Origin of the sequence: Nostoc piscinale CENA21 (genome assembly GCF_001298445.1) — a bacterium.
Classification (GTDB): domain Bacteria; phylum Cyanobacteriota; class Cyanobacteriia; order Cyanobacteriales; family Nostocaceae; genus Nostoc_B; species Nostoc_B piscinale_A.
This window is the reverse complement of the sequence record NZ_CP012036.1, coordinates 3,926,162-3,942,579: the sequence shown is the minus strand read 5'-3', so window position 1 is coordinate 3,942,579 and position 16,418 is coordinate 3,926,162. Positions and strand designations below refer to the sequence as shown.

Here is a 16,418-nt window from a genome sequence, read left to right as displayed (position 1 = left end):
TTGTCAGAGTAGGACGGAAGATACAAATTTATTTGGGTGCTTAATAATTTAATCTTGGTTTTTTTTACTAAGAACTGATACCGTACATCCACTAAATTTCTTCTAAAGAATAAGTGAAGCGAATTTTATAGGTTATTAGCCAGCAAATATTTAGCCTGTGGCTTGAATGTTAAGTAAGACGATATAGAAATAAAAAATGTTTCAGAAATATTAATTTTTGTATCTATAAAAATGAAGCGATCGCCCAGACATTGACACAGGCGATCGCTGATAGCATGATTAAATTCACGACTGAATTTTAGTTAATAAGTATTATTCCGGGAAATAACTAAATTACTTGTCAGTGTGATGTCTAAATCTTCTTCTGGTCTGAGAACAAACACATCAGCTTGGTTTTTCCGCAACAGCACACTGGCGGCAGCACCAACCGCACCACCAGCCACAGGTTCTAATACTTCAATCCTTCTGTTACCTGTGAGTAGTGAAATGACAGTAGCCGCACCTGCACCAATAGCCGCATCGGTTAAAATTTGTCCAGTATTAGCACCTTTGCTGATTCTTTCGGTTTCGGTAATTGTCCGAGAATTCGCGTTAATTGGTAATCTGCGACCAGAAGGAAAGACTAGTTCAGAAGCAACAAATCTCACGCCTTTGCGATTGTCGTTATTACTGTTGCTGGAGGAACTTCTGCCATATAAATCGACAGGTTCTAATCTACCAACTACTTCAGTTCTAGCGGGGATTAAGACATTTCTATTTCTATCGATGATGTCGTTAGCTATTCTCAGCTTGATGGACATACTTTCGCCTGGGGTGATAACGATTTTTTCTTTTTCGTAAGTCACAGGCAAAGTTACATTAGCAGGAATTGTAGTTGAGCGTGACTGCCCAAGATTATATTGCGCTTGGGCGGGAGCTAATGCAATCATCGGAGCGATCGCACCTGTAGTTAAGGCAATTGCCATGAATGCAGCAGTTCCAGATTTAAGCCGATAAAGGTGTATCATAACAAAATTTACGCTTATGTGTGTGACCTGTGTAATGACGAGGTGTTACTGTGATTGTTTCTGACTAATCGTGGAACTATCTCTCGGCATATTCCGTAGGTAAGATTGATTGCATGACGAGGAGTATTTGCTATTGTTCCACCCAATTTTACACTGTTGAAATACGTTACTCAATCAAGATTTTGATACATCTAATTGACGCAAATTTATTAAATTTGTTCCATCATAATTTTGTTTTACATTTTATATCTAAAAATAAAAGTCTTTACACAGTTATATAGTATACAAAATTTGATAATTATATATTGTCAAAGTATTGCATAAATAGTTACAACAAGGTATTTATTTATATATTAATGAGTAAGTTTATGCAAGTAGTCAAAATAATTGATGCCTACAATCACGGTGCAGTAGATTATGAACAGATTATGCTGCGCTACTGGCATATTGAGCGCCAACCACTGATTGATTCCCTACAACTTCAACCTGGACAAACTGCGCTGGATGCTGCTGTAGGCACAGGATTAAATCTTCCGGCTTATCCCCAAAGCGTGAGTGTTGTGGGTGTCGATTTATCTGAGAAAATGATAAATGAAGCTCAGAAAAAAACTGTCGCCGCAGATATCACTTTTAAAGTAGCTGATTTGCTAAATTTGGATTTTTCCGATAATAGCTTTGATGCTGCTGCATCTGGCTTTACTCTATGTGTTGTGGCTGATCCTGTACGCGCTTTGAGTGAGATTTTACGTGTAACAAAACCTGGTGCGTTAATCGCCATTCTCGATTATTGTAAATCACGAGATCCAGAGATTGAGAAATGGCAGGAATTAATCTATGATGCCGCTTTAGAATTAGGTTTTCCTACAGGCAAGATTAAGTGGAATGCGTTGATGGATTACGACGAGTTAATTTATCACAGCCAGCTACCGATTGAGGTGCTTCAAGATGAGCGCATCGAAAATCCCAACCCGTTTTTATGTGGTTGTCAATTACTACTGCGAAATTTGAAGAGCTAAGTACTATTTTAACTGTGTCGCTCTAATGGAGTGTGTTAAGCGCAGATTGTGTAGCTCATTCATCACAACAACTATATACGAGCGCCTAACACACCCTATTTTAGGCTTGACACGCCACTACTTTTGTTTCAGATTTCCAGGAAATTGGTATCAGAGCCTCATTTTTATACTTTTGGTAATGTTGAGATGGGAGCTTTTCATAAACCAAAAAGCTCACACATAAAACAACTGGAATACCGATAAGAACTAAAGTAAATTTCCAAGCAAGAAATATGATTTTCATGTTGACTACTTTATCAAACTAGTTAGCAACAGACTTAAAAGACTTAAAAGCAAGCCAATTACCCACGGCAAAACTAAAGAAGCAATTATTCTAAATGCAACTTTTTTGAATAACTATCTACGGATTTCAGCAAAATCTTTGATAAATTCACTCATTTTTCTTTGCAAAGCAACCAAATTATCCAATACGGGATTGTTTTGGCTAGGAGGCGGACTAGATTGCAAAGTTATTTTTTGAGAGTTAGTCACGATTAATACACCACTGAAACTTCTCTACTTATTAAGCCCAAAACTCCTAAGCAGATTGCTACTCCGACGAAAATTTTTCAGGGATTATAAAATGAAGTTGAATTTTTCTCCGAATCTGAGCAACATAATTTGCCAGATGGGAAAAACTTGCTCATCATATTGTTAATTTTCGTAAAATTACGGACTTAAGGACTAGAATACTGATATTCACCTAGCTAAACTATCTAGAGTGCATCTGTACTGCTTGTTGATTAAAACCTAGATGTGGCGCTATTGCCTCAATGATTCCAGTACAACTTATCCTCAAAAACTTCCTTAGTTACCGTGATGCTACTTTAGATTTTCGTGGTTTGCATACGGCTTGTATTTCTGGTTCTAATGGTGCGGGTAAATCGTCTCTGCTTGAGGCGATTACATGGGCAATTTGGGGTGAAAGTCGTGCTTCTGTTGAAGATGATGTTATTCACGCTGGGGCAAAAGAAGTCCGCGTTGATTTTACCTTTCAAATTAATCAGCAAATTTATCGCGTCATTCGCACCAGAATCAGAGGTGCAACTGGTGTTTTAGAATTTCAAATAGAAACGCCTGCTGGGTTTCGTCCTCTGACGGGTAAAGGAGTACGGGCGACTCAGGATTTGATTTTAGAACATATTAAACTGGACTACGATACTTTTATTAATTCTGCTTACTTGCGTCAAGGTCGTGCGGATGAGTTTATGCTGAAGCGCCCGACAGAACGTAAGGAAATTTTGGCAGAGTTGTTAAAACTCACGCAGTATGATGATTTGGAAGAACGGGCGAAAGAATCTTCCAGACAATATAAAGCCAGGGCGGAAGAATTAGAGCGTTCTTTGGAAGCGATTAAAGTTCAACTGCAACAGCGAGAATTTACAGAAGCGCAACGAGTAGAATTAGAAGCCGAACTGAATCAGCTACAACAAGTACAAGCTTTTGAGAATATTCAATTACAAAGTTTGCAAGTTGTCCAACATCAGCGACAAAATTGGGAACAACAACTGAGCTTTGTGAGGCAACAATATCAGAATTTAACCCAAGATTGCGATCGCCTCCACCAAGAACAATCATCGGTTAAAACCCAACTGGCGGAGTTAGCCGCCATCTTAAATCAAGAAGCAGAAATTAAAAACGGTTACGCCCATTATCAAAGTCTCCAATCTCAAGAAGAAGCTTTTGCAGCTAAATTTGAACAACACACCCGCGCCACAACCCTCCGCCAACAAAAGCAGCAGCAATTAACTCAGCAAATTCACGAAATTGAAAGACAACTCCAACAAGTCCAAGCCCAACTGGAAGCCTTAGCACAACAAGAACAGGAAATTCAGCACACCCTGAGTAAATCAGGCGAAGTCGAAGCCGCATTAGGACAACTCAACGCCGCCCGTCGTCGGGTGGTGCAGTTGGATGAATTACAAATGCAGGTTTCGCCATTGTTACAACAGCGTCAAAGTTTGCAAACTTATTTAGATAGAATCCAAGCCAGTTTAGTCGCCAGATTAGAACAAATCCAAGCTACGGAAAATCAACTGCAACGCGCCTCCCAACGCCACCCGGAATTGCAACAAGCTGTCATGGCGGTGGCGATGCAAATTGAACAAATGGAAAAAGAGCGGGTTTATTTGCAACGAGTTCAAGAAAAAGGGCAAGAAAGAAGGCACTTTATTGAGCGACTGCAAGGACAGCAACGAGAATATGAGCGGTTATTAGGCGAATTAGACCAAAAATTACAAATGCTCCGCAACCCCGATGCAATTTGCCCATTGTGTGAACGTCCCTTAGATGAGCATCATTGGAATCGGGTTGCTGATAAAACTAAATCAGAGTACAAGGAAACTGAGGAGCAACTTTGGGTATTCCGTGAGCAACTAGCTTGTACAGACAGAGAAATTCAGGCTTTGCGGCAAGAATACCGGGCAATTTCTCAAAAATTGTCACCTTATGACTCTTTGCGAGAACAACGCGGACAATTAGCCGCCCAACTAGAATCAACCAGCGATGCAGAAGAACAGTTACAACAACTGGCGCAGGAAAGAGAACATTTAGAGCGATCGCTCCAAGTTGGTGATTATGCCCACGATAAACAGCAAGAACTCAGAAAATTAGACGAATATCTGCAACAATTAAATTACAATGAGCAAGATCATGTCTTAGCGCGGAGTGAAGTCGAAAGATGGCGCTGGGCAGAAATTAAACAAGGGCAAATTAAAGACGCACTCAAACGCCAAACCCAACTAGCCGCCCGCAAACCAGAATTACAAGCAACTATCGCCCAATTACAAACCAGAATTCAGCAAGAACAAACTGATTCTGAATGCGCCCAACAAATCACCGCCCTGGAGCGTCAAATTACGGAAATTGGTTATAGTGCAGAGCAACACAATAACCTACGTCAAGCCGTCCGCCAAAGTCAAGGTTGGCAACTACGCTATCAACAATTACTCTCAGCCCAACAGCAGTATCCCCAATTACAAGGCAGATTACAAGAACTAGAAGCGGCGAAAACTACGCGGTTGAATGAACGACAACAACTCGCCAGCCAAATTGATGAAATTGTCCAACAATTAGCCCAGTCTGCCAACCCGATTGAGCAAATTCAAGCTTTAGAACAGCAATTAGCCATCCGCAGAAGACAACTCGATGAACAAATTGCCAAATTGGGGCGTTTAGAACAACTCGCGCTGCAACTAGAAACTTTGCAAGTGCAGTACGAAGAACAACAACAACAACTGCAAGCTTGTAAAAAGCAGTACCGTGTTTACCACGAGTTAGCTTTAGCATTTGGTAAAAATGGTATCCAAGCATTGATGATTGAAAATGTGCTGCCCCAACTGGAAGCAGAGACAAATCAATTACTAGCGCGGTTGAGCGCCAATCAGTTGCATGTGCAGTTTGTTACTCAAAAAGCAGGCAGAAGCGGCAAATCTACTAAGAAGAATGCCAAGTTGATTGATACCTTAGATATTTTAATTGCCGATGCCAAAGGAACCCGCGCTTATGAGACTTACTCTGGCGGGGAAGCCTTTAGAATTAACTTTGCCATTCGGTTAGCAATGGCGAAATTATTAGCACAAAGGGCGGGGGCGGCATTGCAACTGTTAATTATTGACGAAGGCTTTGGTACACAAGATGCCGAAGGATGCGATCGCCTAATTGCAGCCATAAATGCGATCGCCTCAGATTTTGCCTGTATCCTCACCGTTACCCACATGCCCCACCTCAAAGAAGCCTTTCAAGCCAGAATTGAAGTGCATAAAACTCAACAAGGTTCACAGGTAAGGTTGTCGGTGTAGTAGAAACAAGATATTTCGCGTTTTTCTCGCGGTTCTAATTTCGACGTATACAAATGGATTGCTCCAAAATAATTTGAATCTGGCGCTGTAGTTGGTAATTTCAGTAGCGAAATTTAGCATAAAACATAGCAAAACTAGTGAAATGACTGAATGGGGATGTACTGTTATTGACATTTATCAATTAACAGGTTGCACCTTATTCATGATTTTGGAGCAATACAGTGTCAAAAACCTCCTTAGCAGCACTACTTTTGACTAATGTTGGAACTGCATTAGCTTTTGCCCTTTCATCCTTTGTCTATCCAGAAGTAACCACAGCACAGTCTCTAAGGACTATATGTGGCTTCACACCTCCGCCTGGTTATGTGGCTGTTGGTTATCGTTATTTACCTGAATGCCGTACAGGAGGGACTATAGATACTTCGCCAAATGCTGTTATCATCCGAACTCCCTCATCAGGATTAACGATATGCGGCTTCACACCCCCGACTGGTTATGTGGCTGTTAACTATACTTATACGTCGGAATGCCGTCAAAACGGACTTTCAGGTACTTCACAAAATGCTGCTATTATCCGAACTCCCTCATCAGGATTAACGATATGCGGCTTTACACCCCCGACTGGTTATGTGGCTGTTAATTATATTTATGCGTCAGGATGTCGTACAGGATTAAGTACAGGTACTTCACAAAATGCTGCTACCATCCGAACTCCCTCATCAAGATTAACGATATGTGGCTTCACACCCCCGACTGGTTATGTGGCTGTTCGTTATACTTATGTGCTGGAATGCCGTCAGCAACAAACGACAAGTACATCTGACAACGCTAGTATTATCGAAACTCCCGTTACAGGGTTAACAATATGTGGTTTGACACCACCTTCCGGTTATGTGGCTACTCGTTATGTTTATACTTCTGACTGTGATAGAGGAGGAACTATAGGTAATGCTAACAATGCCTCTGTCATCGCATCTATTACATCACCACCATCATCTTCTTGCAATCTGAGTGGAAACCCGATTTTTGATCCTGATTTTTATTTGAATCGCAATCCTGACTTAAAACAAGCTTTTGGTACTAATTACCAAGCCGCAACGGAACATTGGTTAAATCAAGGTTTACCTAATGAAGGTAGAGAAGGTTCATCTGCATTTGATGTGAAGTATTACCTGGGAAGATATCCCGAATTACAACAAGTTTATGGCTCAAATTACACAAATGCGGCTGAACACTGGTGTAATCAAGGTTTACCTAATGACGGCAAAGTAGGCTCTATTGTCTTTGATGTGAAGTATTACCTGGATAGATATCCCGACTTAAAGCAAGCTTACGGCACTAATTACCAAGCCGCAACGGAACATTGGTTAATCCAAGGTTTCCCTAATGAGGGCAGAGTAGGTTCACCTGTATTTGATGTGAAGTATTACCTGGATAGATATCCCGACTTAAAGCAAGCTTACGGCACTAATTACAAGGCTGCAACCGGACATTGGTTAAATCATGGTTTACCCATTGAGGGCAGAGTAGGCTCACCTACATTTGATGTGAAGTATTACCTGGATAGATATCCCGACTTAAAGCAAGCTTACGGCACTAATTACAAAGCTGCCACTGAACATTGGTTAAATCAAGGTTTACCTATTGAGGGCAGAATTGGAGCGCCTTAAAAATTTGATGGAGAATCCAGATGATTGTTTATTCTCGATTATTGCTGTTCTGGCAAATGTTTGTGATTTAAAAGCAAGCTAGGATTCTCCATCTAAGAGGATGTTTGAAAAGTATTTTTTTCAAATCAAAATCTTAAAAACCTAATCCAACAAACTAGAAAAGGCTATAGTCTTTAATATTTTTTATCAACAGTAATATTTCTTTAACAAGATTGTATTTTCTAAACCAACTTCTGTAGTGAATTTTTGGCATTTGTCATAAATGGTTTAAAAAAATCTTAAAACTAGCGAACTATCTTGGTTACATCTGCTACTCTCTCAAGCAGGAGATATTCCGGAATTATTCATCACTCACTAAAATTTTCACACCAGCGATCGCAACAACAAAGCACAAGTTTTTCCAGATTGGCGCTGGGCAAAATTTGTCATGAGTAGGATGGCCGTTATTGCATAGACCACTACACTAGCTTACGAAACAAGGTCAAAATCCTGTTGTCTACGGAAATTTGTTATGACTTTAGCAATCTCTCCACAAACAAAGCCTTTAACAGACGAAGAATTACATAAAATTAATGCCTACTGGCGGGCGGCGAACTATTTGTCAGTAGGGCAAATCTATCTACTAGATAATCCACTGCTGAGAGAACCCCTGAAAATCGAACACGTTAAACCCCGGCTTTTAGGGCATTGGGGAACGACACCAGGGCTGAATTTTATTTATGTCCACCTCAACCGCATCATCAAAAAATATGATACGGACATAATTTATATTGCTGGGCCTGGTCATGGTGGCCCTGGCTTAGTAGCGAACACCTACCTAGAAGGAACTTACAGCGAATATTACCCCAACATTTCCCAAGATGTTGAAGGAATGAAGCAGTTGTTCAAACAGTTCTCCTTCCCTGGTGGGATTCCCAGCCACGTCGCCCCGGAAACCCCTGGTTCAATTCACGAAGGTGGGGAATTGGGTTATGCCTTAGTTCACGCCTTCGGTGCAGCTTTTGACAATCCTGATTTGATTGTGGCGGCGGTTGTGGGTGATGGTGAAGCCGAAACTGGGGCTTTAGCTACTAGTTGGCACTCCAATAAGTTTCTCAACCCAGTGAATGACGGGGCAGTTTTGCCAATTCTGCACCTCAATGGGTATAAAATTGCTAACCCAACAGTGTTGTCACGGTTAAGCGACGAAGAATTAGAAAGCTTATTTGTGGGTTATGGCTATAAACCTTACTTTGTCGAAGGTTCTGAACCCGCAGACGTGCATCAACAGATGGCGGCAACATTAGATACCGTCATTTCCGAAATTCAAAACATCCAAAGAGAAGCCCGCGTACATGGATTTCAAGAACGTCCGCGCTGGCCGATGATTATTTTGCGAACCCCCAAAGGCTGGACAGGGCCAAAAGATGTTGACGGTAAGAAAACCGAAGATTTTTGGCGATCGCATCAAGTCCCCTTTGGTGCGATCGCTCAACAGCCACAACATTTAAAATTACTCGAAGACTGGATGAAGAGTTACAAACCCGAAGAACTCTTCGACGCAAGCGGTAAACTCATCCCGGAACTCGCCCAATTAGCCCCCACAGGTCTGCGGCGGATGGGCGACAATCCCCACGCCAACGGCGGTATCTTGTTGCGTGACTTGCGAATGCCCAACTTCCAAGACTACGCTGTACATATTTCCCACCCCGGCAAAGTCGAAGCAGAAGCCACCAAAGTTGCAGGCAAATTCCTCCGGGATGTGATGAAACTCAACCTCGACAGCCGGAATTTCCGCGTTTTTGGCCCTGATGAAACTGCCTCCAATCGTTTAGATGCCATCTTTGAAGTCACCGATAGAACATGGGTGTCTAAAATCCTGCCCGAAGACGAACACCTCTCCCCCAACGGTCGGGTAATGGAAATTCTCAGCGAAACCAATTGTCAAGGTTGGTTAGAAGGCTATCTCCTGACTGGTCGTCACGGCTTCTTCTCCTGCTACGAAGCATTTATCCACATCATTGACTCTATGTTCAACCAGCACGCCAAATGGTTGAAAACCACCCGCCATATTTCCTGGCGTAGACCGATCGCCTCTCTGAATTATTTACTCACTTCTCATGTTTGGCGGCAAGACCACAACGGTTTTTCTCACCAAGACCCTGGTTTTATCGACCATGTAGTCAATAAAAAATCAGAAGTGATTCGCGTCTATCTTCCCCCCGATGCCAACACCTTACTTTCCGTCACTGACCACTGCTTAAGAAGCCGGAACTACGTCAACGTCATCATTGCTGGCAAACAACCAGCCTTGCAGTATCTTGACATCGATGCAGCCATTAAACACTGCACCAAAGGCATTGGCATTTGGGAGTGGGCAAGTAACGACCAAGGCAGTGAACCGGATGTAGTCATGGCTTGTGCTGGGGATGTACCAACCTTAGAAACCTTAGCGGCTGTGGATATGCTGCGTCAATTCTTCCCCGACTTAAAAGTTAGGGTGGTCAACGTCGTCGATTTGATGACCTTACAGCCAAAAAGTGAGCATCCTCACGGTTTAACACCCAAAGACTTCGATACAATCTTCACAACGGATAAACCGATTATCTTCGCCTTTCATGGCTATCCTTGGTTAATTCATCGGTTAACTTATCGGCAAACCAATCATCATAACCTCCATGTCCGTGGTTACAAAGAAGAAGGCACGACCACAACACCCTTTGATATGGTGGTTCTCAATGACCTCGATCGCTATCATTTAGTTATGGATGTAATTGATCGCGTGCCGAAACTAGGTTACAAAGCCGCATACGTCAAACAACACCTACAAGATAAGCTGATCGAACACAAACACTACATTTCCCAATACGGTGAAGATATGCCCGAAGTCCGCAACTGGCAATGGCCGTATTAAAACAGTGAACAGTTACCAGTTATCAGTAAACAGTGAACTGATAACTGATAAAATCCCAAAACCTTAAAAGATATCTAACAAAATGCGTTTAGGTGTCTAATACTGTCACGATCAGCTCAGTCAGACCAAAATTAACCCAGCTAAATGCCGCGCTGAAACGGAGAACAGACCTGGGTTGTTCTCAATTAGGAGGTTGAATTTTGACGAAGTTAAAAGTTGGTATTAATGGATTTGGTCGTATTGGTCGGCTGGTGCTGCGGGCTGGCATTTATAACCCCAACATTGAGTTTGTGGGGATTAACGACTTAGTACCACCAGATAACCTCGCTTACCTGTTGAAATATGATTCCACTCACGGTAAGTTTAAAGGCAAGGTGGAAGCCAAGGAAGATGGCATTGTCATTGATGGACATTTTGTTCCTTGTGTTTCCGTGCGGAATCCTGCGGAATTGCCTTGGGGTAAATTAGGCGCAGATTATGTAGTGGAATCTACTGGACTCTTCACTGATTATGAAGGTGCAAGCAAACACCTGACAGCAGGTGCAAAGCGCGTTGTTATCTCTGCCCCTACAAAAGAGCCAGAAAGAGTTAAGACTTTGCTGATGGGTGTAAATCATCACTTATTTGATCCCAGTAAAGATTTAGTTGTTTCCAATGCCAGCTGCACTACAAATTGTCTGGCTCCCATTGCCAAAGTCATCAATGATCAATTTGGTTTAACCGAAGGCTTGATGACTACAGTACATGCTATGACTGCCACTCAACCCACCGTAGATGGCCCCAGTAAAAAAGACTGGCGGGGTGGTCGAGGTGCAGCCCAAAATATTATTCCTTCATCCACGGGTGCAGCAAAAGCAGTGGCTTTGGTATTGCCAGAGTTAAAAGGTAAGTTAACCGGAATGGCTTTTCGTGTGCCTACCCCTGATGTTTCGGTAGTTGACCTCACCTTTAAAACTGCAAAAGCTACCAGTTACAAAGAAATCTGTGCAGCTATGAAGGAAGCTGCAACAGGTGAATTAGCCGGAATTTTAGGCTACACCGACGAAGAAGTCGTATCTACAGATTTTCAGGGTGATACTCATTCCAGTATTTTCGACGCAGGTGCGGGAATTGAGCTAAACTCCAACTTCTTCAAAGTTGTTTCTTGGTATGACAACGAATGGGGCTACTCTAACCGAGTGGTAGACCTGTTGTTGTCGATGGCACAGAAAGAACAACTTTTGACTGTAGCAGTTTAATCAAGGAGTAGGGAATAGGGAGTTGGAAGTGGGTAAATTTCCTAACCTCTAGTCCCTACTCTGACTAAATAAAAAGCTTTTTTATATACAAAAGGAGTGATATGAAGCACAAGTGATATAGATGCAGTAGGCAATTGCTCAAAGCATTTGTATCGCAATATATACCTGAACCCTAATCCCTATGCGTCGAACCAAAATTATTTGCACTGTTGGCCCTGCTAGTTCTGCACCAGAAAAACTACAAGCCCTTGTAGAAGCTGGTATGAATGTAGCGAGGTTAAACTTTTCACACGGCGCTCATGAATTTCACGGACAAACGGCTAAGTATTTACGGCAGATTAGTGCCGATCGCCAAAAGCCAGTGGCAATTATGCAAGACCTTTGTGGCCCGAAAATTCGTTTAGGAGTTTTACCACCAGAAGGACTAAATGTCGAAGCTGGGGAAGAAGTCACATTTGTTTTGCAGGATAAAGGCAATAGTATCGACGAACTGCCTTTACCATTGCCGACTTTGTTCGCAATGGTTAGACCTGGGGAACCAATTTTAATTAACGATGGACGCGTCAAATTAATTGTCACCGATCGCGATGCCGATAAAATTCGGGCGTTGGTGAAAATTGGCGGTTTAATTTCCACTCACAAGGGTGTTAATTTGCCAGAAACACCATTACCCGTAAGTTCAATCACCGAAAAAGACTTGATGGATTTGCGCTTTGGCATTCAGTTGGGGGTAGATTTTGCGGCGGTTTCCTTTGTGCGATCGCCCCAAGATTTAGAACCTGCCCAACGGATGATCGAAGCTGCTGGGGCTGCAATTCGTTTAATTGCCAAAATCGAAAGACCAGAAGCAGTTGAGCGTTTCGACTCCATCTTACAAGTTGCTGACGGCATTATGATTGCCCGTGGCGATTTGGGGGTAGAAGTTCCCATTCACGAAGTCCCCCTGATTCAAAAGGATATTATTCGCCGTTGTAATCAGGCTGGTAAACCCGTGATTACTGCTACCCAAATGTTGGAGTCAATGATTAGTTCACCAGACCCCACCCGCGCCGAAGCCACCGACGTTGCTAACTCCATTTTGGATGGTACTGATGCCGTCATGCTTTCTGGAGAAACAGCCGTCGGTCAATATCCTGTAGCGGCGGTACAAACCATGCACAACATCGCCCTACGCACAGAACAAGCTTTGCAAGAAGGTGGTAAACATTCCTGGTGTCACGAAGCAGGTAGTCTCAGTGTTACCGAATCGGTGGCTGAAGCAGTATGTCGCATCGCTTATGAAACAGGCGCAAAGGCAATTCTGTGTAATACCACATCTGGCAGTACAGCCAAATTAGTGTCAAAATACCGCCCTTCCGCGCCGATTATTGCCCTCACTCCTGATGAAAACTCCTACCGCCAATTAGCACTTTCTTGGGGAATTGAACCTATATTCATTCCGCCAGTTCACAATGCGGAGGAAATGTTTATCAACGTCGTCAACACAGTTGCAGACACGGGTTTAGTCAATGAAGGCGATAAAGTGGTAATTACCTCCGGCGTTCCAATTGGTAAATCAGGCACAACTAGTTTAATCAAAGTGCATTCTATTGGACAGCCAATTCTAGCTTGACGCACCTAGAATAAGGCTGAGGCTTCGCTCAGTGAAACAAGCAAGCATTAAGAAAGATTGCCAAAATCAGAATTTTAGCGACCGTAGAGAGTGTAAACACATAGGGGAATTAGGTAAATCCTACACAAATCACCATCGCGGAGTTGATTATGTCTAAAAATTTACTAGAACAGTTGCGCGAAGTTACAGTAGTAGTTGCTGATACTGGCGATATTAAAGCCATTGAAAAATTTACACCGAGAGACGCGACCACCAACCCTTCCCTGATTACTGCTGCGGCACAAATGCCAGAGTATCAGGATATTGTTGATCAGACTTTACTGCAAGCTAAAAAAGATGCAGGTGCAGGTGCAAGCAAAGCTCAAATTGTTTCTTTAGCTTTTGACCGCTTGGCTGTGTCCTTTGGTTTGAAGATTCTGCAAATTATTCCTGGTCGGGTTTCTACAGAAGTTGATGCCCGTTTATCTTACGATACAGAAGCGACAGTCGCTAAAGGTAGAGAAATCATTGCTCAGTATAAAGCTGCTGGCATTGGCCCCGAAAGAATTTTGATTAAAATTGCTAGTACCTGGGAAGGTATTCGCGCCGCCGAAATTCTGGAAAAAGAAGGCATTCACTGTAACTTAACTCTATTGTTTGGTTTGCATCAAGCGATCGCTTGTGCTGAAGCAGGTGTTACCTTAATTTCCCCCTTCGTTGGTCGGATTCTGGACTGGTATAAAAAATCAACTGGACGCGACAGCTACCCATCTGCTGAAGATCCAGGCGTAGTATCTGTTACCACAATTTATAACTACTATAAGAAGTTCGGTCATAAAACCGAAGTTATGGGTGCAAGCTTCCGCAATGTGGGCGAAATTACTGAGTTAGCTGGTTGCGACTTACTCACCATCTCTCCCTCTTTGTTAGGCGAATTGCAAGCCACCATTGGCGAACTACCCCGCAAACTCGACCCTGCTAAAGCAGCCAGCATGGACATTGCCAAAATCTCCATCGACAAAGCCACCTTCGACAAAATGCACGCCGAAGACCAAATGGCTTACGACAAATTAGACGAAGGTATCAAAGGATTTACCAAAGCCTTAGAAGACCTAGAAAAACTATTGGCAGACAGACTATCTAGCTTAGAAGTAGCCGTCTAGCCACGAGTAGTCTATTGAATTAATTTTGTTGGGTTGCTAGATCCCCGACTTTTATCAAAAGTCGGGGATTTGACCACCACCAACTTCTCACAACTAATGAGACGAACTACTAGAATTTAGATTTCATAATCAAATCCCACATTCTGCATCTCCAATTAACAAAAGAGAAGGCGGAATGTGGGATTAAAGTATTTTTGGGAAAGTCAATCAAAGCCAGTTTTCCAAAGATTCAAACTGAGTAAATTCCGACTCTAGTTGCCATTGTATTCTTGCGCGATCGCTCTTTTGCAAAAAAGCACTGCATCCTGAAGAAACAGAGGTATCACCAGGGGTATCGCTGGCACAAGCGGGAACCATTGCCTTAAATTCAGGGGACTTCCAAAGACTATTTCCGGTAGCGAAACTATATTCTAAGCTATTGCGAGCCAGTCGCTTGAGGTCTTTATATGTCAGCCCATATCTTGTTGCGGCTAACAAATACTCATGACTCAAATCAATGCGGGAAATGCCTTCATCATCGGAAGCAAGAGTCATTGGTACTCCAGCTTTCCAATACTGCATAAAAGGATGCTGATTTCCCTGGACATTCAAAATGACCTCATTACTAGTCAGGCAGATTTCAACCAACACGCCGCGTTGTTGCATCTGCTTCATCAACTCAAAAGGACGCTCTTCAAACAGAATATCTACACCATGTCCAATGCGAGATGCTTGTGCTACTTCTACAGCTTGCCGAATATGAAAACGTAAATGCTCGGTTGGAACTAACCCCAAGGTTAACTCTCCGGCATGAAGTGAAACCTTAATATTGGGATATTGGCGTTTGAGAAATTGTAGCATCTGCATTTGCAAGGTGTAGTCACGCAGTGCGATCGGGTGATCCTCTGGAGCGACGAGATTAATCCCAACTACTTGCTTGGAGGATGAAGCCAGTGCAAAAGCATAAGCTAACTGAGCAAATACTTCCACCGGCGATTTTGTTCTGGTAGTTTGCTGTAAATAGCGCACGGTAACTGTACATCCAGGCTGTGCTGATGGAGTGCCGCAACTGAGTGTTTTCGCAACTTCACTCTCCAACTGTGTTAATTGCTGAGAGCCAAGTGTCACTAGCTTGGTTAATCCTCGCTTGAGCAATTGACTGTGCATCTCTTTGAAGTCTTGATTCCAACCCACTTCACGCCCTAGCTGTCGAACTTCACTCCCTTGAACAGTCAGCATTAACTCTAGATAAGTAATATGCTGCGAAGCTGCCCGATTTGCTACGGATGCAACCATATCATCCCGACGGCTCATAGAGTCTGATATTGTCCCAAATCCAGCAAAAGCTTCAAAAAATTGGTCGTGTCCAGATTTTCCAGCAAATTGCAGGTTACGAGTAGACCAACGATTTATTAGAGAATCATAAACAGATGTTCGGTTGAACAATTCTGAGGCGGGAAAATAGCTACTGTCCTGATTACAAGCCTTGGGTTCAACTAAAGTCCCCGCTTGTGGATTCACACAATACCCATCGGTTGCACCCCACTCTAGATAATGTTCTGCATACACAGCCCCGCTTAGATGACTGTGAATATCTCCTCCCTTCGGCATTCGCTGTACAAATGCTCGTAAAGCGGCTGGCTGGGAGCGATGGGCTTCAAACCAACTAGCAGCTTGAGCTTCACTCCGAGTTGAGGATTGCTGCGAATTAGATGGAACTTGGGCTGATACACTGAAGATGAAACAGCTAGAACTCGTTAATATTCCTAAAAAAAAATATAAGGGCGCTCGTCTAGGCATATAGATTTATTTTTTGTAAAACATTGACAACGCTTAGATGCTTAAAATAAAGCAAAAAACATCTCGATTAACATTAGATGAAAGTCTATTGCATTTCTCAAAAAACTTTGCTTTTGCGACTAAATTGCGATTATTCCGCAGTATGGTCACTCAATTTGGTTTATCCATAGCTCAAAATGGCACAATTTTCTAGTTCACCGCCACTTTCAGCAGGTTGAAGAA

Annotated in this window: 10 protein-coding genes; 7 read left to right on the top strand and 3 right to left on the bottom strand. The window is 42.7% G+C overall.

The features are described from left to right. Positions 1 to 302 precede the first annotated feature (302 nt). The gene (locus ACX27_RS17070) at positions 303 to 1,007 is read right to left on the bottom strand and encodes a hypothetical protein (RefSeq protein WP_062294624.1); all 705 of its coding nucleotides are present in this window, start codon (positions 1,005 to 1,007) and stop codon (positions 303 to 305) included. A gap of 368 nt (positions 1,008 to 1,375) precedes the next feature. Here ACX27_RS17070 and ACX27_RS17065 point away from each other — a divergent pair, with 368 nt between their 5' ends. Next, positions 1,376 to 2,023: a class I SAM-dependent methyltransferase gene (locus ACX27_RS17065; RefSeq protein WP_062294622.1), complete on the top strand. Its 648-nt coding sequence runs from the start codon at positions 1,376 to 1,378 to the stop codon at positions 2,021 to 2,023. Between the two features lie 396 nt (positions 2,024 to 2,419). On the opposite strand, the gene ACX27_RS34920 is transcribed toward ACX27_RS17065, so the two are convergent. Continuing rightward, positions 2,420 to 2,554, bottom strand: coding sequence for a hypothetical protein (locus tag ACX27_RS34920; protein ID WP_256364345.1), 135 nt, complete (start codon positions 2,552 to 2,554; stop codon positions 2,420 to 2,422). A 281-nt stretch (positions 2,555 to 2,835) separates the two neighbouring features. On the opposite strand from ACX27_RS34920, the gene sbcC reads away from it, so the two are divergent. From sbcC to ACX27_RS17030, 6 genes are all read left to right on the top strand, one after another. Continuing rightward, complete coding sequence (gene sbcC, locus ACX27_RS17055; protein WP_062294618.1) at positions 2,836 to 5,862, top strand: exonuclease subunit SbcC; 3,027 nt, start codon at positions 2,836 to 2,838, stop codon at positions 5,860 to 5,862. A gap of 221 nt (positions 5,863 to 6,083) precedes the next feature. After that, positions 6,084 to 7,532: a hypothetical protein gene (locus ACX27_RS31790; RefSeq protein ID WP_144427477.1), complete on the top strand. Its 1,449-nt coding sequence runs from the start codon at positions 6,084 to 6,086 to the stop codon at positions 7,530 to 7,532. 511 nt (positions 7,533 to 8,043) lie between these two features. Beyond that, positions 8,044 to 10,425 (top strand): phosphoketolase family protein, encoded by a 2,382-nt coding sequence (locus ACX27_RS17045; protein ID WP_062294613.1) that lies wholly within the window; start codon positions 8,044 to 8,046, stop codon positions 10,423 to 10,425. 200 nt (positions 10,426 to 10,625) lie between these two features. Further along, positions 10,626 to 11,663 carry a type I glyceraldehyde-3-phosphate dehydrogenase gene (gene gap, locus ACX27_RS17040; RefSeq protein WP_062294612.1) on the top strand — a complete coding sequence of 346 codons (1,038 nt, stop codon included), beginning with the start codon at positions 10,626 to 10,628 and terminating at the stop codon, positions 11,661 to 11,663. A gap of 181 nt (positions 11,664 to 11,844) precedes the next feature. Next, on the top strand, positions 11,845 to 13,275 hold the full coding sequence (gene pyk / locus ACX27_RS17035; protein ID WP_062294610.1) for a pyruvate kinase: 1,431 nt from the start codon (positions 11,845 to 11,847) through the stop codon (positions 13,273 to 13,275). A 149-nt stretch (positions 13,276 to 13,424) separates the two neighbouring features. Continuing rightward, positions 13,425 to 14,417, top strand: a complete 993-nt coding sequence (locus tag ACX27_RS17030) for a transaldolase (protein WP_062294608.1) — start codon at positions 13,425 to 13,427, stop codon at positions 14,415 to 14,417. A 207-nt stretch (positions 14,418 to 14,624) separates the two neighbouring features. Here ACX27_RS17030 and ACX27_RS17025 read toward each other — a convergent pair whose 3' ends face one another. Continuing rightward, the gene (locus ACX27_RS17025) at positions 14,625 to 16,196 is read right to left on the bottom strand and encodes an adenosine deaminase (RefSeq protein WP_062294606.1); all 1,572 of its coding nucleotides are present in this window, start codon (positions 16,194 to 16,196) and stop codon (positions 14,625 to 14,627) included. Between the last annotated feature and the right edge of the window lie 222 nt (positions 16,197 to 16,418).